The 21047-nt window shown below is 63.0% G+C and carries 20 protein-coding genes, 1 tRNA gene and 1 riboswitch; of the genes, 11 read left to right on the forward strand and 10 right to left on the reverse strand.

What is annotated here, in order from left to right:
• The first annotated feature begins 391 nt into the window (after positions 1-391).
• The gene (locus tag FVE66_RS01725) at positions 392-2923 is read left to right on the forward strand and encodes a RhoGAP domain-containing protein (protein ID WP_161993154.1); all 2532 of its coding nucleotides are present in this window, start codon (positions 392-394) and stop codon (positions 2921-2923) included.
• A gap of 62 nt (positions 2924-2985) precedes the next feature.
• On the opposite strand, the gene FVE66_RS01730 is transcribed toward FVE66_RS01725, so the two are convergent.
• Positions 2986-3675 carry a DUF4197 domain-containing protein gene (locus FVE66_RS01730; RefSeq protein ID WP_151445660.1) on the reverse strand — a complete coding sequence of 230 codons (690 nt, stop codon included), beginning with the start codon at positions 3673-3675 and terminating at the stop codon, positions 2986-2988.
• 385 nt (positions 3676-4060) lie between these two features.
• On the opposite strand from FVE66_RS01730, the gene FVE66_RS01735 reads away from it, so the two are divergent.
• Complete coding sequence (locus FVE66_RS01735) at positions 4061-4747, forward strand: urease accessory protein UreH domain-containing protein (RefSeq protein ID WP_151445661.1); 687 nt, start codon at positions 4061-4063, stop codon at positions 4745-4747.
• Between the two features lie 207 nt (positions 4748-4954).
• On the opposite strand, the gene FVE66_RS01740 is transcribed toward FVE66_RS01735, so the two are convergent.
• From FVE66_RS01740 to FVE66_RS01780, 9 genes are all read right to left on the reverse strand, one after another.
• Positions 4955-5030: transfer RNA gene (locus tag FVE66_RS01740), tRNA-Lys, on the reverse strand.
• 67 nt (positions 5031-5097) lie between these two features.
• On the reverse strand, positions 5098-5868 hold the full coding sequence (ybgF, locus tag FVE66_RS01745) for a tol-pal system protein YbgF (protein ID WP_151445662.1): 771 nt from the start codon (positions 5866-5868) through the stop codon (positions 5098-5100).
• 5 nt (positions 5869-5873) lie between these two features.
• On the reverse strand, positions 5874-6413 hold the full coding sequence (gene pal, locus FVE66_RS01750; RefSeq protein ID WP_151445663.1) for a peptidoglycan-associated lipoprotein Pal: 540 nt from the start codon (positions 6411-6413) through the stop codon (positions 5874-5876).
• Between the two features lie 47 nt (positions 6414-6460).
• Entirely contained in the window at positions 6461-7726 is a 1266-nt protein-coding gene (gene tolB, locus FVE66_RS01755) for a Tol-Pal system beta propeller repeat protein TolB (protein WP_151445664.1), read from the reverse strand.
• Between the two features lie 32 nt (positions 7727-7758).
• Positions 7759-8658: a cell envelope integrity protein TolA gene (tolA, locus tag FVE66_RS01760; RefSeq protein WP_151445665.1), complete on the reverse strand. Its 900-nt coding sequence runs from the start codon at positions 8656-8658 to the stop codon at positions 7759-7761.
• Between the two features lie 10 nt (positions 8659-8668).
• Complete coding sequence (locus FVE66_RS01765; RefSeq protein ID WP_151445666.1) at positions 8669-9100, reverse strand: ExbD/TolR family protein; 432 nt, start codon at positions 9098-9100, stop codon at positions 8669-8671.
• Positions 9100-9795: a protein TolQ gene (gene tolQ / locus FVE66_RS01770; RefSeq protein WP_151445667.1), complete on the reverse strand. Its 696-nt coding sequence runs from the start codon at positions 9793-9795 to the stop codon at positions 9100-9102. Before tolQ ends, FVE66_RS01765 begins: the two co-directional genes overlap by 1 nt.
• An 88-nt stretch (positions 9796-9883) precedes the next feature.
• The gene (ybgC, locus tag FVE66_RS01775; RefSeq protein ID WP_151445668.1) at positions 9884-10315 is read right to left on the reverse strand and encodes a tol-pal system-associated acyl-CoA thioesterase; all 432 of its coding nucleotides are present in this window, start codon (positions 10313-10315) and stop codon (positions 9884-9886) included.
• Between the two features lie 3 nt (positions 10316-10318).
• Positions 10319-11071, reverse strand: a complete 753-nt coding sequence (locus tag FVE66_RS01780; protein ID WP_151445669.1) for an SDR family oxidoreductase — start codon at positions 11069-11071, stop codon at positions 10319-10321.
• A gap of 186 nt (positions 11072-11257) precedes the next feature.
• A riboswitch (ZMP/ZTP riboswitch) is annotated at positions 11258-11371 on the forward strand.
• A gap of 87 nt (positions 11372-11458) precedes the next feature.
• Here FVE66_RS01780 and glyA point away from each other — a divergent pair.
• The 9 genes from glyA to ribD all read left to right on the forward strand — a co-directional run bounded on the left by glyA (position 11459) and on the right by ribD (position 21035).
• On the forward strand, positions 11459-12706 hold the full coding sequence (gene glyA / locus FVE66_RS01785; protein WP_151445670.1) for a serine hydroxymethyltransferase: 1248 nt from the start codon (positions 11459-11461) through the stop codon (positions 12704-12706).
• 205 nt (positions 12707-12911) lie between these two features.
• Positions 12912-13382, forward strand: coding sequence for a transcriptional regulator NrdR (gene nrdR, locus FVE66_RS01790; RefSeq protein ID WP_151445671.1), 471 nt, complete (start codon positions 12912-12914; stop codon positions 13380-13382).
• A gap of 103 nt (positions 13383-13485) precedes the next feature.
• Complete coding sequence (gene pilV / locus FVE66_RS01795; protein ID WP_151445672.1) at positions 13486-14067, forward strand: type IV pilus modification protein PilV; 582 nt, start codon at positions 13486-13488, stop codon at positions 14065-14067.
• 70 nt (positions 14068-14137) lie between these two features.
• The gene (locus tag FVE66_RS01800) at positions 14138-15094 is read left to right on the forward strand and encodes a PilW family protein (protein WP_161993155.1); all 957 of its coding nucleotides are present in this window, start codon (positions 14138-14140) and stop codon (positions 15092-15094) included.
• Positions 15091-15720 (forward strand): pilus assembly PilX family protein, encoded by a 630-nt coding sequence (locus FVE66_RS01805; protein WP_241672966.1) that lies wholly within the window; start codon positions 15091-15093, stop codon positions 15718-15720. Before FVE66_RS01800 ends, FVE66_RS01805 begins: the two co-directional genes overlap by 4 nt.
• On the forward strand, positions 15708-18866 hold the full coding sequence (locus FVE66_RS01810; RefSeq protein WP_151445674.1) for a pilus assembly protein: 3159 nt from the start codon (positions 15708-15710) through the stop codon (positions 18864-18866). The genes FVE66_RS01805 and FVE66_RS01810 overlap by 13 nt, the downstream gene beginning before the upstream one ends.
• Entirely contained in the window at positions 18853-19305 is a 453-nt protein-coding gene (locus tag FVE66_RS01815) for a type IV pilin protein (protein ID WP_241672967.1), read from the forward strand. The genes FVE66_RS01810 and FVE66_RS01815 overlap by 14 nt, the downstream gene beginning before the upstream one ends.
• A gap of 5 nt (positions 19306-19310) precedes the next feature.
• A complete protein-coding gene (locus FVE66_RS01820; protein ID WP_241673032.1) occupies positions 19311-19808 on the forward strand; it encodes a GspH/FimT family pseudopilin in 498 nt (165 codons plus the stop codon).
• A gap of 132 nt (positions 19809-19940) precedes the next feature.
• A complete protein-coding gene (gene ribD / locus FVE66_RS01825; protein ID WP_151445677.1) occupies positions 19941-21035 on the forward strand; it encodes a bifunctional diaminohydroxyphosphoribosylaminopyrimidine deaminase/5-amino-6-(5-phosphoribosylamino)uracil reductase RibD in 1095 nt (364 codons plus the stop codon).
• Positions 21036-21047 lie beyond the last annotated feature (12 nt).

Raw genomic sequence — 21047 nt, forward strand, 5'->3', positions numbered from 1 at the left:
GTGGTCCCGCAAGCGCGCTTGTGGACGCTGCAGCAGCCCTTCGGCTTAGCCGAACAGATGCAAATGCGAGACCGGCTTGAGCAGGCAGGCGCTGATAAGGATCGCGGCCGAGAGCAGCGCGAGCGTGATGGCAGTCAGGTAGATTTTCATTGCGCGATCCGTAATGGGCAGGAACATGTCACGGCGGGTGGCGCTGCCAGCTTAAGCCCTTAGTCTGACGGGAAGCTTTCGGTGTCACCGGCCCTGCGAATCCGGGTTACAGGCGGCGCTCATCAATCCCGCCAAGGCTAATAAGAGTTCGGTGATGGAACAAAAATTCAAGAATTGTTACTTATTCCGCCGTGAGTCCGGCCAACTGCGTTCGCACTCGCCCACACAACAGGAGAGTGAAATGTCGAATCGTTCCATATCGCGCCGACCGGGCGGCAGCCCGGCAACTTCGACAAGCACGGGCAGGAGCCCAGGCAATCTGACGCCGGGCGAGGTCAACCGCGGCAAGTCACCAAGCATCGTCAAGGCATCCACGAAGGGCGCGCTGAAGGAAGTCGGCAAGGTGGTCAAGCCGAGCAACCCCAGGGATGGGCGCTACTCGGCAACGTCGTCGAACTCAATCCGGACATCGACCCCGTCCAGTTCAAGCAGTCTATGGGCTGGCTCGGACGTCAAAAACCAGTCGTCCAGCGGCACTGGTACGGCGAGCAGCAAGAAATCTGCGAAGTCAAAACCACCCGTCGTCCGGCAATCACCTTCGCGCAGCAGCGATAAACCCGATGCCAGAGCCAGTTCGCAAGCGAGTGATCGCCGGGCGCAAGCCAAAGCATCCCTCATTTCCAGAAGCAGGTCGGACGACAGTGAGGCGACGGTCGAATTGCGAAAGAAACACGCCGATTCGACCGTCAGCCCGTATAAACCTCCACGTGCAAAAGATGCGGTCAAGCCTGCACATCTTGCGGGCAGCGATTCATCCAGCCCGGCAAGTGTGTCTGATACTGCGTCGTCATCCTCTCTCGTCGATTCGTCGGACTCATCGTTTGTATTCGACTCCCGGGGCTCATCAATCACGGCCGATTCCAAGGACTCGTTTGCGCGCACCCAGTCCACGGTCCAGTCATCGGGTGGGAAGCCGAAAACGCCTTCCAGTAAATGGGATGATGTCCGGGCTCTGGTTTTCAACAGCGCCGGACAAATCCCGGACTATTACCAGCAGCAGGTAATCCTTGATCTGCAAAAGCTGCTGGACCCGAACCTCGACATCCCGCTCGTTGTAGATGCGGTGAAATTCGGCGCGGACGGAAACCTGGCGTCAATCTCCGTGGTGACGAACGCTGACTCGAAATCCATCAAGAAGCAGCATTCCCGATTGCCCGGCCCGGACAGGTCACCCGACAAAGGCAGTGCCCAGAAATTGGCGGCCGGGAAAAAGAAAAAGTCCATCCCGATGCAGGGCGGGAATTGGGAGGCAGCCTGGAAAAACACGCGAATGGGACGGATTGCGAAGGGGCAGGGGATTACCGTGAACGGTTTCGCGGCGAGCCTGAACCAGGCTGTGAAAAACTCGATCCTGCAAACGAACAAGACCCTGACCGGGCGCGTGGCATCGGTTCTGGACCAGGTGAGCGCGTCGCTGCTGGTGAACGACATGTTGGCCACCGAAGGCCTTTTACGTTTATCCCCCAGCCAGGCCGTCCTTGGCAGGACGATGTCGGGAATCGCCGACTCGACTGCGGCAGCGTCAGGCTTGCTCAAGGCAGGTGATTCCGATGCAGCGATATTACTTGGCGTGACGGTCAAGACCTTGCTCAGGGAGCGTTCGGACAAGGTCCTATCCGTGGGTGATGTATTCGAGTTGAACAACGCCATCCCCGCTTTGGGGGCGCACGAGGCCGCAAACCGCGTTGCCGGAATGCTGGCCGAACTGCCACCTGACGAAGTTGCCATCTGGCGCAAGGCAGTCAACCTCTGTCACAACATCATGCTGGCCCAGCAAGGCATGGGAAAAGCAATGACAGCCAGGAACCTGGCAATGGTCATGTGGCCTGGCTTGTTGAGGAGCGACAATCCGGCGGACATGGGTCCCGTGAATCTGATCGAGCACCTGATCAAGAATGCTCCACGATATTTTTCGCAGGACAAGCCAGGCGTACAGCCGATCCGGGACTCGGCCACATATTCGGCGGTGATTGATGGCGGAAGGCGCATGCCCGATTGGGTGCCAATGTTGTCTGCACTGAGCGATGTGCGCGATGCTTTCGCATTTCTCCCAAGGCGGTCTGGCATCTCCTACGATGGTAACGATGCGCCCATGCGGGGAGTGTTCCAGAAGGGATTTGTTCGAGCGCACGTTGATGTTCCGTCCAGCTTCGAGCAGAGTTACAAAGATGGAAAATTCCTGGAATTTTTTGGACGGTATGTGAATTTGACGCCCAACCTCGGAACAAAGGGGCATCTGGACATGATCGACGTTCCTCTTCTCAAGGCTTGTGAGGACTTGCGGGAAAAGATGAGGAACAAGTTTACCGGTCCCGGGAAAATTGCCCTTCTCGAGGCCATAAGTGGCGGCAAGATCGAGCAGGCAAGAGGTCTGCTCGAGGCCAGCCTGAGTGCGGGAGAGCGTCAGCACCTGCACGCATTCTTCCATTCGCTTGAATCGATCCTCGCGGCAATCGAAGCCAATACGAAGACCGAACACAAGGATGAACTGCCGCGCGAGACCATGGCGTCCAACTTCTACAATGCCGTGGTCGCATTCCTCGGATTGAGTTCAGACGAGTTGACGACACTGTGGGCTGCGGGGCTTGCAGACAAGACGCAGGCGGGCGCCAAGGCCGCTGCGGCGACCAAGAAAGCAGCAAAGGAGCTGGTGCTGAACGCAGCAGATTACTTCGCACCGCCTGACACGTCGTCCCTGGTGAGCGAAAGCTGAATCGGGTATTCAGGAAATACAGGGGCGGATGAGTGCGCATCCGGCCCCTTTTCACCAGCCTGTCAGCGCATGGCGCCGAATACCTTGCCGATGATCTTGCTGCCGCTGCCAATCGGATCGCGCCGAATCGCTTTTTCCTCTTCGGCGATCATGGTAAACAGGCCGTCAAGAGCCCGTTGCGTCACGTACTCCTCCACGGTCGCCGTCTGCGACGCCAGGCCCAGTCGGGACGCCTGTCCCATGACGCCGTTGTACTTGCCGGACAGGTCGGAGCGATCGGTAACCTGCTTCACGATCGGCAAGAACTTCACCGCGAGCTGGGACGAGGTCTTTTCGCGAAAAAAATTGGTGACCGAGGTATCGCCGCCGCTCAGGATCTGCTTTGCATCGGTCACCGACATGGACTTGACGGCATTGAGCAACAAGGGCTTGGCCATCGGCACAGCCGCCTCAGCTGCGTGATTCATCGCGACTACCAGTTCATCGAGTTGTTCTCCACGACCGGTCATCTTCAGCAGTGGGCGCGCTTGTTCGAGGATGGGCGGCAGCGGGATCCTTACCTTCTCGTTGTTCAGGAAGCCGTTCTGCGCGCCGAGCTTGGCGACTGCGGCAACCGAGCCTTGTTCCAGTGCTGCCTTCAGGCCGCTGCTGGCATCCTGGTTTGACAGGTCGGCGAGCGAGATTGCCATTGCGCCCGAGGTGAACAGGCACAGCGTCAGGAGTAGCGATTTTGCGGGATGAAGCATGGACATGCAGGGCTCCGATGATGTGGATGACGATGGAAGTCCAGTCTACCTGTGAAGCCGGGATTGCACCAATCACCAGCGCCCTGGACTGCGCCCTGAAACGAGGGGGATTAATTTGCCCCGCTTGCGTGCGGAACAAGGGGCGCTGCACCGATTTCTTGCAGATAGTTTGCACCATCGCGGGGAGTGGTTGGCGATCCGATCCGGCTGCAAGGCGGCTAGTGGTGTTGACAGGTCTTTTCTCTGCCTTGTACTGGCTTGCTCCCGCTACCCGGGTCCTGTCTGCGCCCGGCGAACATGGCACGCGCATTGCATTGACGGATATTGAAAAAATGTCACGCTCAGGATAACCCACGGCCTCGGATAGCCGCCGTGCACAAGGATCTCGCCCATGTTGGCCACTCTACTGATTTCCGGACTTCTGCTCGGCATCAAGCATGCACTCGAAGCCGATCATGTCGCCGCAGTCGCGTCACTGGCCACTCGGGCCGGATCCTCGGTCGACCAGACTATCCGCCTCGGCGCCGCATGGGGCCTGGGGCACGCGTCAACATTGTTCTTGTTCGGCGGGGCGGTCCTTTTTTTCAATACCCTGGTTCCGGAAGAAGTAGCGCAGTCGCTCGAGTTCGTGGTCGGCGCGATGCTGTTACTGCTGGGGGCTGACGCATTGCGCCGCTCGCTCGGCCAGCGCTGGCGCCCGACGCGGGCAGATCGGCTGGTTCGGGAGCGTGCACATCACCCCCGCGCGAAAACTGGCGAGGATGGTGTGCCCTCGCCATTGATGGCCTTCATGGTTGGAATGGTGCATGGGCTGGCCGGAACAGCGGCACTGGTGATGCTGTCATTGGGCGCGGCCGGATCCACTTTCCTCGGCTTGCTTTATATCCTGGTCTTCGGGATCGGATCCACGGCCAGCATGGCCGCGCTCTCGTTCGCCATCGCACTTCCGATGCAGCGGTCGATGCCGGCATTGAAATCGATCCAGGCGACGCTCCAGCCGCTGGTCGGAATGGTGACGGCCGCGCTAGGAATAGCAGTGATGATTCAAATCGGCATCCCAGGTCCGCTCATGCGATGAGGTTCGGATACGGATTCGGCTGATGGCTGCGGAAAGTAATGAATTGCTGAGCCAGATGCTCAGTGGACACATGACGGAAGTCAGCGGCGGCGATGGTGCCCGATGGTGGCGGAAGTAGGGATCAACACAGGAAAGAAGCTATCCCGTTTTTCAGTATTCCAGAAACACGAAAGGGTCCAGATTTTCATCTGGACCCTTCTGTATTCGTGGTAGGCCGTGCGGGATTCGAACCTGCGACCAACGGATTAAAAGTCCGCTGCTCTACCAGCTGAGCTAACGACCCGAAAGAATGCAATTATAGAGGAGTCAGAACCATCATGTCAAATCCCTCTGAGTAACTTTCTCACTTTTTACCGCAATTTCGCCAGCCGCTCCTTTGCCGCCGCTGCTGCCTGCGATGTCGGGTACTGCGTGATCAGCGCATCGAGCGTGTTGCGGGCATTGCCACGGTCCTTCAACTCCGTGTACGAGGAGGCGATGTTCAGCAGCGAATCCGGGGCACGCGGATTCTCCGGATACCGGTTCACCACCACTTGGTGCGCGGCAATCGCATTCTTGTAGTCGCGCAACGCGTAATGGGAACTGCCGAGCCAGTAGTACGCCGATCCGCCATAGCCGGAAGCCGGGTTATTGGCAATGAAACTGGCGAACGAGGAGGCGGCGCCGCGGTAGTCGCCGGCCTTGAACAGTGACAGGGCCGCTTCATACGAGCGCTGTTCCGTCGGGCCGACGTCAACTTCCTTGCCGTCGACGGTCATGCGCTGGGGTTCGAGCTTGCGTAGCCGCGTGTCCAGGTCGCCGTAGAAACTTTTTTGCCGCCGCTGTTCATTGGCCAGCTCGTTGGTCAGCACTTCGATCTGCCCGCGCAGGCGGGAAATCTCGGCGCGCAACTGCTCGTTCTGGTTGGACAGCTCCAGCGTCGACGCTTTGTCGGCCTTGCCTTCGAGCCGGTTGTTACTGGTGTCGAGCCGGTTGCTGATGGTGTCGACGCGGCTACGCAGATCGAGGATGGCCCGCCGGGCCTCGTCATCCTCGAACAGCGCCGCACGCGCCTGCAACGTGGTGCAGCAGGCGATTGCGATCAGGCCGACACGCAGTGCCGTCATGGATGCTGTCTTCATGTCGATCAATAGACGATGTCGGCGCGCCGGTTTTCAGCCCAGGCAGCTTCGTCGTTGCCGAGTGCCTTCGGTTTTTCCTTGCCGAAGGAAACCGCTTCCATCTGGGTCTCCTGGACGCCGAGCAGCGACAGCGAGCGCCTTACGGCTTCCGCGCGCTTCTGCCCGAGGGCGAGGTTGTACTCACGTCCACCGCGTTCGTCGGTATTGCCCTGGATGACGACCTTGCGCTCGCGATGGCTGGACAGGTAGCGCGCATGTGCTTCCACCACAGGCCGGAACTGATCCTTGACCGTGAAGCTGTCGAGGTCGAAATAGACGCTGCGCTTGGCGAGCACGCCTTGCGGATCATTGAGCGGATCGGCGGCGCGGGGGGCGGTCACGGTGGACACGGTGCGCGGATCGGTGGCGCCGGCCCTGGCTCCGCCGGCCGCTGTGCCGGCGCGATCCTCGACTGGCGGCTTGTCGTCGAGCTTGACGCCGGAGGCGCAGGCTGACAGCAAGGCTGCCATGCTGAGAGCAATTACTGAGGTACTGAAGCGACGCATGGAATTCTCCTTTGGTTTGCCGGTAGTGGTTTTAATATCGGGTCAGGTCATTTCATGAACGGGCCCCAGGTCGGCTCGCGGATGTCGCCGGCCTGGGTCGTCAGTTTGTAGCGCACGCGGCCGTCGGTCGAGACCACGCCCAGGCTGCCGCGGCGGCCTGACTCGGTTGCGTACATCAGGTATTTGCCGTTGGGCGAAAAGCTGGGCGATTCGTCTTTTGCGGTGTCGGACAGCCGCAGTTCCTGGCCACTGGCAAGGTCGAGCGAATACAGCTGGAAGCGGCCGTCGCGGCGCGAGATATAGGCCAGCGTCTTGCCGTCCGGCGAGACGCGCGGCGTTATGTTGTAACTGCCGCTGAAGGTGACGCGCTGTGCCGGCCCGCCGCTGGCGCTCATCCGGTAGATCTGCGGGCCGCCGCTGCGGTCGCTGGTGAAGTAGATCGCCTGTCCGTCCGCGGAAAATTGTGGTTCGGTGTCGATGCCGTCGCTGTTGGTGAGCCGCTGCAGTCCGGTGCCGTCGGCATTCACCGTATAGACCTGTGTCAAGCCGTCACGCGAGAGTGCAACCGCCAGCCGCCCGCCGTCAGGCGACCAGGCGGGCGCGGAGTTGTTTCCCTTGAAGTTCGCCACGACGGTGCGCTTGCGCGATACCAGGTCCTGCACATAGACGACCGGCTTCTTGTGTTCGAAAGAGACGTAGGCAACGCGGGTGCCGTCCGGCGACCAGGCGGGAGAGATGATCGGTTCGCTGGAACGAAGTGCCACCGCCACGCCTTCGCCATCCGCGTCTGCGATCTCGAGCCGGTACTCGCCACCGGTCTTGGTGATGTAGGCGATGCGCGTGGAGAAGGCGCCGCGGGTGCCGGTCAGCTTCTCGAAAATGTCGTCGGCAATCTTGTGCGCGGTGACGCGCGCGAATTGCGGCGTGGCGGCCAGCGCCAGCGCGGACAGTTGCGAGCCGCGCACCGTGTCGAACAATTTGTAGCGCACATCGATGCGGCCGTCGGCCAGCCGCAGTACGCTGCCGGCAGCCAGTGCATCGGTGCCGCGGCCTTTCCACTCGCCATAGTTGACGGGCATGGTTTCCGACATCGTGCCGGCGTCGATGATGCGAAACAGTCCGCTGCGTTGCAGGTCGTCGCGCACGATGGCGCTGATCTTTTGCTGGGACAGGGCTTCGTCTGCAAAGCCGGCAATGGCGACCGGGATCTGGTTTGCGCCGACCCCGGAAATGTCAATCCGCAGCTGGGCGGCGGCGCTGCCGGCGATTGTCAGGCCAGCCAGCGCAACAAGAAACGGATAGGTTTTTTTCATTGTCCTTGCCATCGTCCTCGTGGTTGTCCTTGTCATTGGTCCTTGGGTCGGTGCGAGAGGGTGAAGCCACCCGGCACCGCGCCCGAGCGATCCGGGGGGTAAGGTTGCGAACGTTCGATTGCACGTGCTACAGCTTCGTCGAAACCGGCCACGCCGGAGCTACGTAGTTTCCGAAGCCCGCGCAGCGAACCGTCCGGCAGCAATTGCACATCATATTCGACAGGTGGATTGCCCGCCAATGCCTGCGGCACGCTGAACACGGTATTCGACTTGATCTTTGCGCCGACCCGCTGGACATAGCTGGGGTCGGTCGAGCGCGGTCCCTGCGACTTCGGCGCGTCGCCGCTGCCGCCAGCCTGGGCCTGCATTCGCTTCAGGTTCTCCTGGTGCCGGGCCTCGGCGGCGCGGGTTTCGGCTGCTTCGCGTTGCTTTTGCTTTTGCTTTTCGGCGGCCAGTTTGCGCTGGTCTTCTTCCTGCTTGCGGCGCTTGGCCGCCTCGGCTTCAGCCTGCTTTTCAGCCTGTTGCCGCTTTTGCTGTTCGGCCAGTCGTTTCTGCTCGGCGATTTTTTCCTGGCGTTTCTGCTCTGCCAGCTTTTCGGCCGCTTGCTTGCGTTTCTTCGCCTGCTCGAGCGCAATGTCGGGCTTGGGTGCCGGCGGCGTGACGACGCGCGCGGGCTCGGGCGGTTTTGGTGCCGGCGCTGGTGGCACGGGCCTTGTTTCGACCGGCGGCGGTGGGGTGGGCGCCGGCGCTGGCGCGGCTTCCTTCACTTGGGTGTCCCATACTTCGGCTTCGACCGCCACCGGTGTCTGGTTCTGCCAGCGGATGCCAAACCACAGGAAACCGACCAGCATCAGATGTACCAGCGCAGCCAGCAGCAAGGAGCGCCAGCGGCCGGGTTCCCTGGGGATGCGGTAAGGAGCGGTTTCTGTCATGACGCCTGGTTCACCGGGTGGCCAGGCCGACCCGGTCAATGCCAATTTTCTTGGCTTCGGAAATTGTCTGGATCACCTCGTCGTAACGGATGTCCTTGTCCGCGGCGATCATTACCGGCATCTCGGGGTTGGCCTTGTGCAGCGCTTCCAGCTTGCCGAGCAGGTCCGGACGTCCTTTTGCCGCTTGCGTTTCCACCGTGCCGCCACGGCCGCGATTGACGCCGATGGTGGCGGCAGCGTCGGGCTTGAGCGAGATCTGGATGTATTCGGTGGGTGGCAGCGCCGAGCGGCTGGCCTGCGGCAGGTTGATCACGCTGGGGTTCGTAAGCGGTGCGGCGACCATGAAGATGACCAGCAGCACCAGCATCACGTCGATGTACGGCACGACGTTGATTTCAGCCTTGAAGCGGCGGCCGCGCCCGCGGGTGGTGTTCATGCTCATCAGCGCGCCTGCCTTTGCAGGATGTTCGAGAATTCTTCGATGAAGGTATCGAAGCGGATCGCGAGGCGGTCTATGTCATGCGAGTAGCGGTTGTAGGCAACCACGGCCGGTATGGCGGCAAACAGGCCGATGGCGGTCGCGATCAGCGCTTCGGCGATGCCGGGCGCTACCGATGCCAGCGTTGCCTGCTGCACGTTGGCCAAGCCACGGAAGGCGTTCATGATGCCCCAGACGGTGCCGAACAGTCCGACATAGGGAGACACCGATCCGACCGAAGCGAGAAACGCCAGGTGCGATTCCAGTGCGTCCATTTCGCGCTGGTAGGCGGCGCGCATGGCGCGGCGGGCGCCGTCCAGCAGGGCCGAGCTGTCGTGCATGTCTTTGCCGGCATAGGCGGCGCGGGCCTTGTTGAACTCGCGCATGCCGGCTTCGAAAATGCGGGGCAGGGCACCCTTGTGCTGGTGCGGATGGGCCGCGGTCGATTGCTCGTAGAGCGCGTTCAGGTTGCCGCCCGACCAGAAAATCCGTTCGAACTCTTCGGTCTGGCGCTGCGCCGCCCGGATCGTGAAAAATTTGCGAAATATGTAGGTCCAGCTCATTACCGACACCAGCAGCAGCAGCGCCATCACCATCTGGACCAGCACGGACGCATTGGAGATAAGGCTGAGGAAGGAAAGGTCTTGAGTGACTGTCATGTGGGTGTCTTCTGGTCTTGTCGTTCAATTGTAGAGGCAAAACAATAGTCTTCCGACCCGTGTTTTCCCCGATGTGTAACGAAAGTTTTCACGCGGTAGCCTGGTGCCCGGCTGGCCGCGCGGCGATTTTCTGCATCACGCTGGCCGGTATCGCACCGGGCCGCAGCGACGCGATGTCGACGCAGCCGACCCGGATCCGCCCGCTGCACAGCACCTCGGATTCGCCCTGGCGGCGGGCTTCCTGGTAGAACTCGACGCTGGCCCGGCCCAGCTTTTCGACCACCACCGAGATCCGCAACTGGTCGTCCAGCCGTGCTGGCCGGTGGTAGTCGACGGCGGTGCTGCGAACCACGAACATCCGGCCTTCCTCCCGCATCAGGCTGTCCTGCCCGATCCCGGCAGCGCGCAGCCATTCGGTGCGCGCCCGCTCAAAAAACTTCAGGTAGTTTGCGTAAAAGACAATGCCGCCGGCGTCGGTGTCCTCGTAATAAACACGGAGGTCCCAGAAAAAATCCGGCATCGCTCAGGGCTGCACGCGCTTGATGTTCATGGGGCCGAAACCCTGGCAGGTCGGCATCATCTCGATGTAATTGATATTCACATGGGCGGGCAGGGTCGCAATCCAGTACGCGCTTTCGGCAATGTCGTCTGCGGTCAAGGGCGTCGTTCCCTCGTAGACACGGGCGGCAGCGGCATCGTCGCCTTTCATCCGGACGTTGGAGAATTCGGTGCCTCCGCACAGTCCCGGCGCGATGTTCGTGGCCCGCACCGCGGTGCCAGCCAGGTCGGCGCGCAGGTTGAGCGTGAACTGGTCGACGAAGGCCTTGGTTGCGCCATATACATTGCCGCCCGGATACGGATAGGCACCGGCGATCGATCCGATGTTGATGATCATGCCCCGGTTACGCGCAACCATGCCGGGCAGGACCAGCCGGGTTACCGTGACCAGACCCTTGCAATTGGTCTCTATCATGGTTTCCCAGTCTTCCAGCAGGGAGGTGTGGGCAGGGGTAACACCGAGCGCCAGGCCGGCATTGTTGACAAGGATATCGATTTCGTCCCAGCCGGCGGGCAGGCTGGCCAGTGCGAGCTGTACCGATTCCTTGCTGGTGACATCCATTTGCAGGGGCAGGAAGCGCTCGCCGAGTTCCTGCGCCAGGGATTGCAGGCGGTCGGTGCGGCGACCGGCACCGATCACGCGATGGCCTTCGCGGGCGAAGCGGCGCGCCATGGCTGCGCCAAATCCGGCGGTTGCGCCGGTAACCAGGACAATCATTTGTGCCTCTTTTTCAGTGTCTGTGCTGCAAGCATTGTAGCCGATGGCCGGCCGGCAACGCCCGGCGCAGCAGCATGTCAGGCCGTGCCCAAGGCCACCGGCCAGCTTGTTGGCCGCACTCGGCCCGCACTCGGCCGGCCGGCCTGGTTGCCCGATGCCGCCCCATAAACTACAATACCGCACCATTTTCTCTCACGTAACTGGCGAATGCACCGGTCCTTGGCCGGGCAGAAAGGTGGGCAACCACCGGGGAGCGTGAGGGTCGTCAAGATTCGTCAGCCGTGCGCCTGGGCAGCCAAGATGGCAGGAACGTTTGAGGCTGCCGTACCCTCTGTTTTTCCCGGCCTCAATCGATTGAGAACACCCTCTTATTCGACTGGAATACTCATGTTCACCAAAGACCAAACCATCGCCAATGTCGACCCCGAACTGTGGGCCGCCATCCAGAAAGAAAACCAGCGCCAGCAAGATCATATCGAGCTGATTGCATCGGAGAACTACACGTCGCCGGCAGTCATGGAAGCGCAGGGCAGCCAGCTGACCAATAAATATGCCGAAGGCTATCCGGGCAAGCGTTACTACGGCGGTTGCGAGTACGTCGACATCGCCGAGCAACTCGCCATCGACCGCCTGAAAAAGCTGTTTGGCGCCGAAGCCGCCAACGTGCAGCCCAACTCCGGTTCGCAGGCCAACCAGGGCGTGTTCTTCGCCATGCTCAAGCCGGGCGACACAATCATGGGCATGTCGCTGGCCGAAGGCGGCCACCTGACCCATGGCATGGCGCTGAACATGTCCGGCAAGTGGTTCAACGTCGTTTCTTATGGCCTGGATGCCAATGAAGAGATCGACTACGAAGCGATGGAACGCCTGGCGCACGAGAAAAAGCCCAAGCTGATCATCGCCGGCGCCTCGGCCTACGCACTGCGCATTGATTTCGAGCGCTTCGCCCGGGTGGCGAAAGATGTCGGCGCCCTGTTCATGGTTGACATGGCCCACTACGCCGGCCTGATCGCTGCGGGTGTCTATCCAAACCCGGTGCCGCACGCCGACTTCGTTACCTCGACCACGCACAAATCCCTGCGCGGCCCGCGCGGCGGCGTGATCCTGATGAAGGCCGAGCACGAGAAGGCCATCAATTCGGCGATCTTCCCCGGCATACAGGGCGGTCCGCTGATGCATGTGATCGCTGCCAAGGCGGTCGCCTTCCAGGAAGCGCTGGCGCCGGAATTCAAGGTGTATCAGCAGCAGGTGGTAAAGAATGCCGACGTGCTGGCGCGCACGCTGATTTCGCGCGGCCTGCGCATCGTCTCCGGCCGCACCGAGTCGCACGTGATGCTGGTGGACCTGCGTTCCAAGAACATGACCGGCAAGGAAGCGGAAGCCATCCTCGGTTCCGCTCACATCACCTGCAACAAGAACGGCATTCCGAACGATCCGGAAAAACCATTCGTCACTTCCGGCATTCGCCTCGGCAGCCCGGCAATGACGACCCGTGGTTTCAAGGAAGCGGAAGCTGCCAAAGTGGGCGAACTGATTGCCGACGTGCTGGATAATCCGCGCGACGCAGCAACCATCGAGCGAGTCCGGGCGGAAGTCAAGAAACTGACCGACGCATTCCCGGTCTACCAATCCTGATGTGCGGTGAGCGGGTATGCAACATGATCCGCTCGCCATTTGTTTTGCCATTCGTTCGATCCGCGGCTATTGGCCGCGGAATACCACACCCCCCTCCAAACAAACCGGCAATCCGGTTGTCCCGGCTTGCCGGCCGTGGCTATACTTGGGCCGCTGCTCGCGGTTCCATTGCGGCCTGTCCGCAGAATCTTCCAGGGGCTGACCGATGAAATGCCCGTACTGCCAACATGACGACACGCAAGTCCTCGACACCCGGGCGTCGGATGAAGGGGACACGATCCGCCGCCGCCGCCGCTGCAACAAGTGCGAGAAGCGATTTACCACCTATGAGCGGATCGAATTGGCGATGCCATCCGTGGTGAAGAAAAACGGCAGCCGCAGCGAGTATGAGCCGGCCAAGCTGCGCGCGAGCCTGATGCTGGCATTGCGCAAGCGGCCGGTAAGCGCTGATGCGGTCGATGCCGCGATCCACCGGATCGAGGAAAAGCTGCTGTCCAGTGGAGAGCGCGAGGTCTTGTCCGGACAGATCGGCGAACTCGTCATGCGCGAACTGAAGCGGCTGGACAAGATCGCGTATATCCGCTTCGCTTCGGTGTACAAGAGCTTCGAGGACCTGGCCGAGTTCCAGGACGCAATTGCAGAGGTTGGGCACGACCGGAAATCAACCGGCAGGTAGCGCAGCGGCAGGAGCAGGGCAAGGTGGCGCGGTTCTTTGGGGCAGCGCCCTTTTTTTGATTGAAATGTTAATAAAAAGATAATTACAACAGGGGGGAGGCCGCATGCGAATACGGACCCGATCCGAAGCGGGAGGTTTTACGGTGATCGAGATCCTCGTCTGTCTGTTCGTCCTGTCCATCGTGGTCATTTGCGCGGCCGGGGTGCAGTTGCAGTCCAGTCGCCTGAGCCGGCATTCGGCCCAATTCAGCCATGCAGCGGTGCTGGCCGGGGAGCTGGCCGAGCGAATCAGGATGCGCAGCCGCCTGCAATCCGGTGCGGCCGGGGCAACGGCAAGTGCGCACGGCATCCATGTCGACCTGGATATTCAGGCCGCCAGCGTGGCAGCCGACCCGGACCAGTCTGTCGATTGCCATTCTGCTGATTGCAGCCTCGCCGAGATGGAGCAATTCGAGTTGCAGGACTGGCAGCGTCGGGTGGCGGAGGTGCTGCCCGGCGCACGCGCGCTGGTTTGCGGCGATGCCAGTCCATGGAGCGAGACGGCGCGCCGCTATGAATGGGGCTGTAGCCTGGCCGCTGACGGCAACGCGCCACTGCTGGTCAAGCTCGGATGGCGCTCGCCGTTGGACAGCGCTGCGGCGACTGCCGCAGCGCCAGCGCCGTCGCTGGTCCTTCCTGTTGATTGAGTCGCGCATGGCCTTTGCGAAAACTTCTCCGGCATCCGCGCCGCGGCGAGCGCCCGGTATGAGGTCCGGAATGAGAGCGGCGGGCATGACGCTGGTCGAGATGCTGGTGTGCCTGGTGCTCGCAATGTTGCTCGCGCTGGCTGCAATCGGCCTGCTGATGTCATCGCGTGCCGGCTTCAGCGCGCAGGATGCTGGCGTGCGACTGGACGAGAGCGGACTGTATGCGCTGGCCGTGATCGAGCGTGCAGTGCGCCAGGCGGGATACGAGAACTGGAGCGCGCAGGGTGCTGCGCTGGTCGACGAGCTTGCCTCCAGTCCTTCGATCATCGGCCTTGATGATGCCCTCCAGCAGGACGCCAGTCCGGCACTGGAGTCGGTATCGTCACCCGGCGTGAACGGCAGCGATGTGCTGGCGCTGCGCTTCTTCGGCAGCGGTGACAGCAGTGGCGACGGCGACGGCACGATGGTCAACTGCGCCGGCGCTGCCGTGCCCGAACCGGCGCGGGATGACCTCGACGCAGGGCGTGGCTGGAGTATCTTCCATGTCGCTCGCGACAGCAGCGGCGAGCCGGAATTGCGGTGCAAGTACCGCGCGCGCAATGGCCAGAGCTGGGACGGTGAAGCGATCGTTCCGGGCGTCGAGGGCATGCAGGTGCTGTACGGGATCGACGCCAATGGCGACGGCCTGCCCGATCGCTACGCGCGCGCCGATGTGCTGTACAAGATGGATCAGGCGACCGCGGCAGCGGCGAACGGTGGAGCCAGCATCTGGAAGGATGTGGTGGCAGTGCGCGTTGCCCTGCTGGTGCGCGGCACCGGGTTTGCGTCCGAAGCAGCAGGCGACAAGGTGCTCGACTTTTTCGGCGCACGCTATTCCAGCCTGAACGCCAGCGTCGACCGTGGCGTGCGCTTTGACGAGCGTGCTTTGCCGGCGTCACAGCGCAAGCGGCTGCGCCGGCTGTTCTCGCTGGCGATCCCGCTCAAGCATCGCGCCGGGAAAAAATCAGCGGCGGCACAACCGACATGAAAGGCGCTCGCCACGTGATGCCGCAGCTGCAGCGCGGCCTGGCCCTGGTGATTTGCCTGGTGCTGCTTGCCGCGGTGATGATTTTTGGCGCAGCGGCTGCCAACATTGCCACCGAGGGCGAGAAAGGCGCACGCGCCGAGCGCGACCGCCAGCTGGCATTCCATGCTGCCCAAGCCGCCTTGCGCGATGCCGAGCTGGATATCGAAGCGTCGCCCGATCCGGCCCGAAGCCGCAGCATCGCTTTCGCCCAGCCAGGCCCGGCGACATTCATTGCCGGCTGCGGTGCCGGCGACGACAACCTGGCGCAGGGCCTGTGCCAGCCAGCCGATGCCGGCATCCCGGTCTGGGCCAGTGTCGACCTGCTCGACCAGGGGAGAGCCACGGCCCGGACGGTTGCCTATGGCCGCTTTACCGGCCGCACGCTGGCGACCGGACTGGCCTCGCTGCCGGCGCGCCTGCCACGCTACATCATTGAATTGCTTCCATACCGGCTGCCCGGCGCAGCTGCGGACGGTGAAGGCGATTCCTGGCTGTTTCGCATTACGGCCATCGGCTTCGGAGCGAACCCGTCCACGCATGTCGTGCTGCAATCGCATTACCGCAGGGAGGCGTCATGCTGCGGGTGACGGCCAGCGTTGGCGCCATGTTGCTGGCCGCTGGCGCCTGCGCCCAACCGGTGGTCGACCTGGCCCAGACGCATTTCGATAGCCGTGCCGTCGTGCCTGCGCTGCTGGTGCTGGCGCTCGAACCGGGGTACGCGAGCATGGAGAGCAGCTGGCCGGGCGAGTACGCGCCGGTCCGCGAATACGAAGGGTATTTCCATCACGGAAAGTGCTATCGGTTCAGCGGCACGACCAAGGGCTATTTCACCGTCGAGTCGAATGCCGATGCCAGCCACTACTGCAATGGCGGCGCTTACAGCGGCAACTTCCTGAACTGGGCCGGCATGACGGTGATCGACACGCTGCGTTACGGCCTGGCCGGGGGCTACCGCACGCTGGACTCCGATACGGCCACGCTGCTGGAGCGTGCCGATGTCGGCGCCAGAGGTGCCGTGGCCAGCCTGCGCAAGTCCGTCGCCGGTGTCGCTGCAGCAACCAGCATCGGCCGGCTGACGCCGTTCAATGTGGCGGCCTTGTACCTGCAATCCTGCGGCAACCGCTTGCTGCTGAGTGAGCGGCCCATCGCTGACGATTGCCGCAAGATGGCCGGCAACAAGCTGCTGGCCGACTTGCCTCTGCGCGTGAAGGTGTGCGACGAGGATGAGGCGGACCGGAACTGGCTGTGTGTTGCCCATGGCACGCTGCGCAAACCGGAAGGTGCATTGCATCGGGCCGCAGCCTGGCTCAGGGTGGCCCTGCTGTCAGGCGCGGCACGCGAGGCAACGGAAGTCCCGGCTCGCTTCATCGGGGTGGATGAGGTCCTGCCTGCAAGCTGGATCCGGCAGCCCAACAAGCTTGCGGAGTGGGACGAGGAAACCGGCATTCACTCATTCGCCGGCGGCCGTCGTGGCGGCGTACTGCAGAACCTGTACCGGCATCCGCCCGCCAACGCCGGACAGCAACCCGACAGCGCTTACCGGAAGTCGCTCGACTATCTCGCCAAAAGCGGAACGGGTAGCCCGATCATCGCCGCTTGCCAGTTAAACGTCGTGTTGCATCTGGCTACTGGGCCGGCCGCAGTCGATGCGGTTGCCGAAGCCGCTGTCGATGCCGCTGGCGCAGGCGCAGGCAGCAGCGTGCCGACCTCTTTTCGCAGGCGCATCATTGACGGGCGTATTGAATGGCACGGGACTATCGGTGGCATGCCTGAGCGCTATCACGCTACCAGCGATGGCGAGCAATTGCTGGCCGCGCTGCGACGCGTGTTCGCCGGGATCGCGGCCGATGTGCAAGCCGCCGCCATCCCGCCTGCTGCAGCGGTGGCGCTGGCGCACGGCGACGACCTGTACCTCGCGGCTCACGAGACGCGCACCTGGAGCGGCGGCCTGCGCCGCTATCGCATCACGCACGCGCCGGACGGCACGATCTCGCACTCGTCGCCGGCTGAATGGGAGTCTTCGATTCCACTTGCCAGCGCGAGGCGAATCTACACGCTGGGCGCCGATGCGCAAGCTCGTATCGCCACCATCCCGCTGCAATGGGATGCGTTGTCTGCCGCGCAGCAGCGCCTGCTCGGCACTTCGGTTGCCACCGGACGCGTGGACGGCCGCGGGGTCGAACGGGTGGCGTGGATGCGCGGCGACCGCCAGGTCGAAGAGGGCAAGGGCGGCAGCTTGCGCCCGCGCCTGCAATTGATGGGCGACGTCGTCAACGCGAATCTCGTCTTGGTTCCTGCGGCTGCTGGCGCCGACCTCAATGCCAACGCGGCCGCGACCGTGTTCGCCGGCGCCAACGATGGCCTGCTGCATGCGTTCGATGCCGCCAGCGGATCAGAACTGTTCGCCTACCTGCCCGCCGCGCTGCTGCACAAGATTCCGGCGTTGACGGCGCCCGGCCAGGCCCACCAGGCTTTCGTCGACGGCGGATTGGCGATAGGCCGCGCAGATGTCGCCGGTTCGGCCCGGACCGTACTGGCAGGCAGCTTCGGACGCGGCGGGCGCGGGGTGTTTGCGCTCGATGTGTCGGACATCCGATCCTTCGGCAGCGCAACGGGAGCGATATTCGAATTTACCGAAGCGGACGATGCCGCCATGGGGCACGTCCTGGGTGCGCCTCATGTCGTGCGCATCGGCATTCGCAAACGGACCGGGAACGGCGTGGGCGAGGGGCAATTCGTTCTGGCGCAGGGCGGCATCAACAGCAGCGCCGCCATGTTCCTGATTGCACTGGACAAGCCAGCTGACCAGCAGTGGTCCGAAGGCCTCAATTATTTCCGGATCACGGCCGCAGCCGACGGCGTGCCGGCGTCCCGGCACCTGGGTCCGCCCGCGCTGGTGACGGGCAATGACGGCCGGCTGCTGCACGCATACGCCGGCGATATCGCCGGCAACCTCTGGCGTTTCAGCTTTACGCCGGATCGCAGCACCGACTCTGGTTTCCGGGCTGAAGTGGCCTTGCTGTTTCGTGCGCTAAATGGAGACGGCCAGGCGCAGCCGGTGACCTCGGCGCCGCGCGTTGTCCACGCCAGCGGCAGCGGCTACATCGTCCTGTTCGGTACCGGCAAGATGCTGGAGCACGCGGATGCGGCACCGGGTTCTGCGCGCATCGAATCGCTGTATGCCGTGCTTGACCGGCCCGGACTCCGCATACCTGCAACGCGCGCGTCGCTGGCGCCGCGCCGTGCCCGTGCCGACGGTAGCGGCTATCGCGTCACCGGCGAGCCTTTCATTTATGGCGAGCAGATCCGCGGCTGGTTCCTTGACCTGCCTGCCCGCGGCGAGCGCGTGCTCGCCGCACCGGTGCTTGCCGCCGGGCGCATGCAGGCTGCAAGTGTCATCGCGCCAGGGGACCCCTGCCTTCCGGCCGATAGCCGCGTGTGGAATCTGGACGTGCTGAGCGGGCTGTCGGGCTCGGCCGGAACCGGTTTGCGCATGGCACCGGCGTTGTTGCGCTCACCGCTGGTCTTGCAGTCGCGAAACGAGTCCGGGAAGGTGGACGCATTCGGGCGGCGCGAATCGAACCGCGTTCATTCCATCCTGTACCAGGAGCCAGGCGCCGCGGGTCGCGTGCCCGATGCGCGGCAGGCGGAACGGGGACCGTCCGGGCGGCTCAGCTGGCGCGAGATTTTCAACTGGAAGCAGATGCAGGAGGAAGCGCGTGGACGTCAATGAATGGAAGTCTGGCAGGGGCTTCACACTGATCGAGTTGCTGATCGCGGTCGCGGTGGCGGCCATCCTGGCGGCCCTTGCCTATCCATCCTTCTCTGGCCTGATGGGCAAGACCCGTCGCAGCGAGGGGCGGGCCGCACTGCTGCAGGCAATGCAGCAGCAGGAGCGGTATTACACGCTCAACAACAGCTATGCCGGGTTTTCACGTTCCGACCCGCAGGGTTTCCGCTGGCATTCGGCAGAAGGTCCGCAGCGCAGCGCCTATGAATTGTCAGCCTCCGCTTGCGATGGCGAGACGCTCAGGACTTGCGTGCGGGTCGAGGCGCGCCCGGCGACCGATGCCGTCAACACCGGCGCCAGGGACGAGCTATGTGGCACGCTGAGCCTGGATAGCCGGGGTGGACGTGGCGCCGAGGGTGATCCGGCGCGGTGCTGGCAGTGAGCGTGATGCATCGGATCCGCCCATGCACCGGCTTGTCGCTGCTTGAGTTGCTGGCGGTGCTGGCGATTGTGTCGATATTGCTGAGCGCGGGAATGCCGAACTGGCAGGACATGATGCGCAGCCAGGCCCTGAAAGCGGCAGTCAGTGAATGGATGGTCTCGTTGCATCGGGCCCGGGCCGAAGCCTTGCGGCGCGGCCTTGCAGTCGACGTCTTGCCGCTGCAAGCCGGCAACTGGAATCCGGGGTGGGTGCTGGCCAGGGACGCCAACGGCAACAGGATCCTGGACGCCACCGAGCAGCGTTTCCAATCCTATGGACCGATGAGCGATGCAATCCGGGCGAGCATCAGCTTCGGCGGCAAGCCACTGCAGTTCCAGGCAAGCGGGCGGCCCTTGCAGACCGGGCATGTATTGCTGGTGTCCGGGGCGGTGCAGCGAAAGATCGTGCTCAACATGCTGGGGCGGGTCCGGGTGTGCGAGCCGGGAGCGGATGGCCGTTGCTGAATGTCTGCATGTGCCAGCAGCTCCTTCATCCAGCCGGTCCTTCATCCATTGCGGGACGAGCCAATGGCGTGTTGATAGAATGCCGTCTGCCTGGAACCTTTCCTGGCACCTTTCCCCTTTCAGCACATCAGCATGAAATTCCAGAATGACGAAGATGCAATGCGCCACGCGCTGTCGTTGGCAGAGCAGGGCATGTTCACCACCACGCCCAATCCCCGGGTTGGTTGCGTGCTGTTGCGCAATGGCGAACTGATCGGGGCGGGCTTCACCCAGCCGGCCGGACAGGCGCATGCCGAAGTGCAGGCGCTGGCCGATGCGCGCCAGCGCGGCCATGATCCGCGCGGCGCCACTGCCTATGTCACGCTGGAACCCTGCAGCCATTTCGGCCGCACGCCGCCGTGTGCGGATGCACTGGTCGCTGCCGGCGTCGCCCGCGTGGTGGTGGCGGTCGGCGATCCCAATCCACTGGTGGCCGGGCAGGGCATGGCTCTGCTGCGCGCCGCCGGCATCGACGTGCGCCAGGACGTTTTGTCTGACGCGGCGCGCGAACTCAACATCGGATTCTTTTCACGCATGCAGCGGCAGCGCCCATGGCTGCGCATGAAAGCTGCCGCCAGCCTGGATGGCAAGACTGCGCTGCATGATGGCCGCAGCCAATGGATCACATCTCCGCAGGCACGAGACGACGGCCACTGGTGGCGGGCGCGCGCCTGCGCCATCATTACCGGCATCGGCACGGTCAAGGAAGACGACCCGCAAATGAACGTGCGCGCCATCCAGACACCGCGCCAGCCGCGCCGCATCGTCATCGACAGCCGGCTTGAAATCGCCCTGCAGGCCAAAGTGCTGCAGGGCGGCGGCACCTGGATTGTCGCCGCCCGCCCCGATGCCGAAAAGGAAGCACGCTTGCGTGATGCCGGCCACGAGGTGCTGATGCTGCCTAATGCGCAGGGCAAGGTCGACCTGCCGGCGCTGATGCTCGAACTCGGCCGGCGCGGTATCAACGAACTGCACGCCGAGGCCGGCTTCAAGCTCAACGGATCACTGATCCGGGAGAAGTGCGCGGATGAATTGCTGCTGTATCTTGCACCGAGCGTCATCGGCGATGCGCAAGGCTTGTTTGACCTGGCCGCGCCGGACAGCCTGGAGCAGGTGCAGCGACTGGCCTGGCACGAGGTATCGCGCGTCGGCCCCGACCTGCGCGTTCTCGCCCGATTTCATTACTAAGGAAGCACACCC

The sequence above is a fragment of the Lacisediminimonas profundi genome, assembly GCF_008831265.1.
Taxonomy (GTDB): Bacteria; Pseudomonadota; Gammaproteobacteria; order Burkholderiales; family Burkholderiaceae_D; genus Lacisediminimonas; species Lacisediminimonas profundi.

Bases quoted from the DNA above. Each gene is read 5' to 3' on its own strand.
- FVE66_RS01725 (WP_161993154.1), top strand. From the start codon at position 392: ATGTCGAATCGTTCCATATCGCGCCGACCGGGCGGCAGCCCGGCAACT.
- FVE66_RS01730 (WP_151445660.1), bottom strand. From the start codon at position 3,675: ATGTCCATGCTTCATCCCGCAAAATCGCTACTCCTGACGCTGTGCCTG.
- FVE66_RS01735 (WP_151445661.1), top strand. From the start codon at position 4,061: ATGTTGGCCACTCTACTGATTTCCGGACTTCTGCTCGGCATCAAGCAT.
- ybgF (WP_151445662.1), bottom strand. From the start codon at position 5,868: ATGAAGACAGCATCCATGACGGCACTGCGTGTCGGCCTGATCGCAATC.
- pal (WP_151445663.1), bottom strand. From the start codon at position 6,413: ATGCGTCGCTTCAGTACCTCAGTAATTGCTCTCAGCATGGCAGCCTTG.
- tolB (WP_151445664.1), bottom strand. From the start codon at position 7,726: ATGAAAAAAACCTATCCGTTTCTTGTTGCGCTGGCTGGCCTGACAATC.
- tolA (WP_151445665.1), bottom strand. From the start codon at position 8,658: ATGACAGAAACCGCTCCTTACCGCATCCCCAGGGAACCCGGCCGCTGG.
- FVE66_RS01765 (WP_151445666.1), bottom strand. From the start codon at position 9,100: ATGAGCATGAACACCACCCGCGGGCGCGGCCGCCGCTTCAAGGCTGAA.
- tolQ (WP_151445667.1), bottom strand. From the start codon at position 9,795: ATGACAGTCACTCAAGACCTTTCCTTCCTCAGCCTTATCTCCAATGCG.
- ybgC (WP_151445668.1), bottom strand. From the start codon at position 10,315: ATGCCGGATTTTTTCTGGGACCTCCGTGTTTATTACGAGGACACCGAC.
- FVE66_RS01780 (WP_151445669.1), bottom strand. From the start codon at position 11,071: ATGATTGTCCTGGTTACCGGCGCAACCGCCGGATTTGGCGCAGCCATG.
- glyA (WP_151445670.1), top strand. From the start codon at position 11,459: ATGTTCACCAAAGACCAAACCATCGCCAATGTCGACCCCGAACTGTGG.
- nrdR (WP_151445671.1), top strand. From the start codon at position 12,912: ATGAAATGCCCGTACTGCCAACATGACGACACGCAAGTCCTCGACACC.
- pilV (WP_151445672.1), top strand. From the start codon at position 13,486: ATGCGAATACGGACCCGATCCGAAGCGGGAGGTTTTACGGTGATCGAG.
- FVE66_RS01800 (WP_161993155.1), top strand. From the start codon at position 14,138: ATGAGAGCGGCGGGCATGACGCTGGTCGAGATGCTGGTGTGCCTGGTG.
- FVE66_RS01805 (WP_241672966.1), top strand. From the start codon at position 15,091: ATGAAAGGCGCTCGCCACGTGATGCCGCAGCTGCAGCGCGGCCTGGCC.
- FVE66_RS01810 (WP_151445674.1), top strand. From the start codon at position 15,708: ATGCTGCGGGTGACGGCCAGCGTTGGCGCCATGTTGCTGGCCGCTGGC.
- FVE66_RS01820 (WP_241673032.1), top strand. From the start codon at position 19,311: ATGCATCGGATCCGCCCATGCACCGGCTTGTCGCTGCTTGAGTTGCTG.
- ribD (WP_151445677.1), top strand. From the start codon at position 19,941: ATGAAATTCCAGAATGACGAAGATGCAATGCGCCACGCGCTGTCGTTG.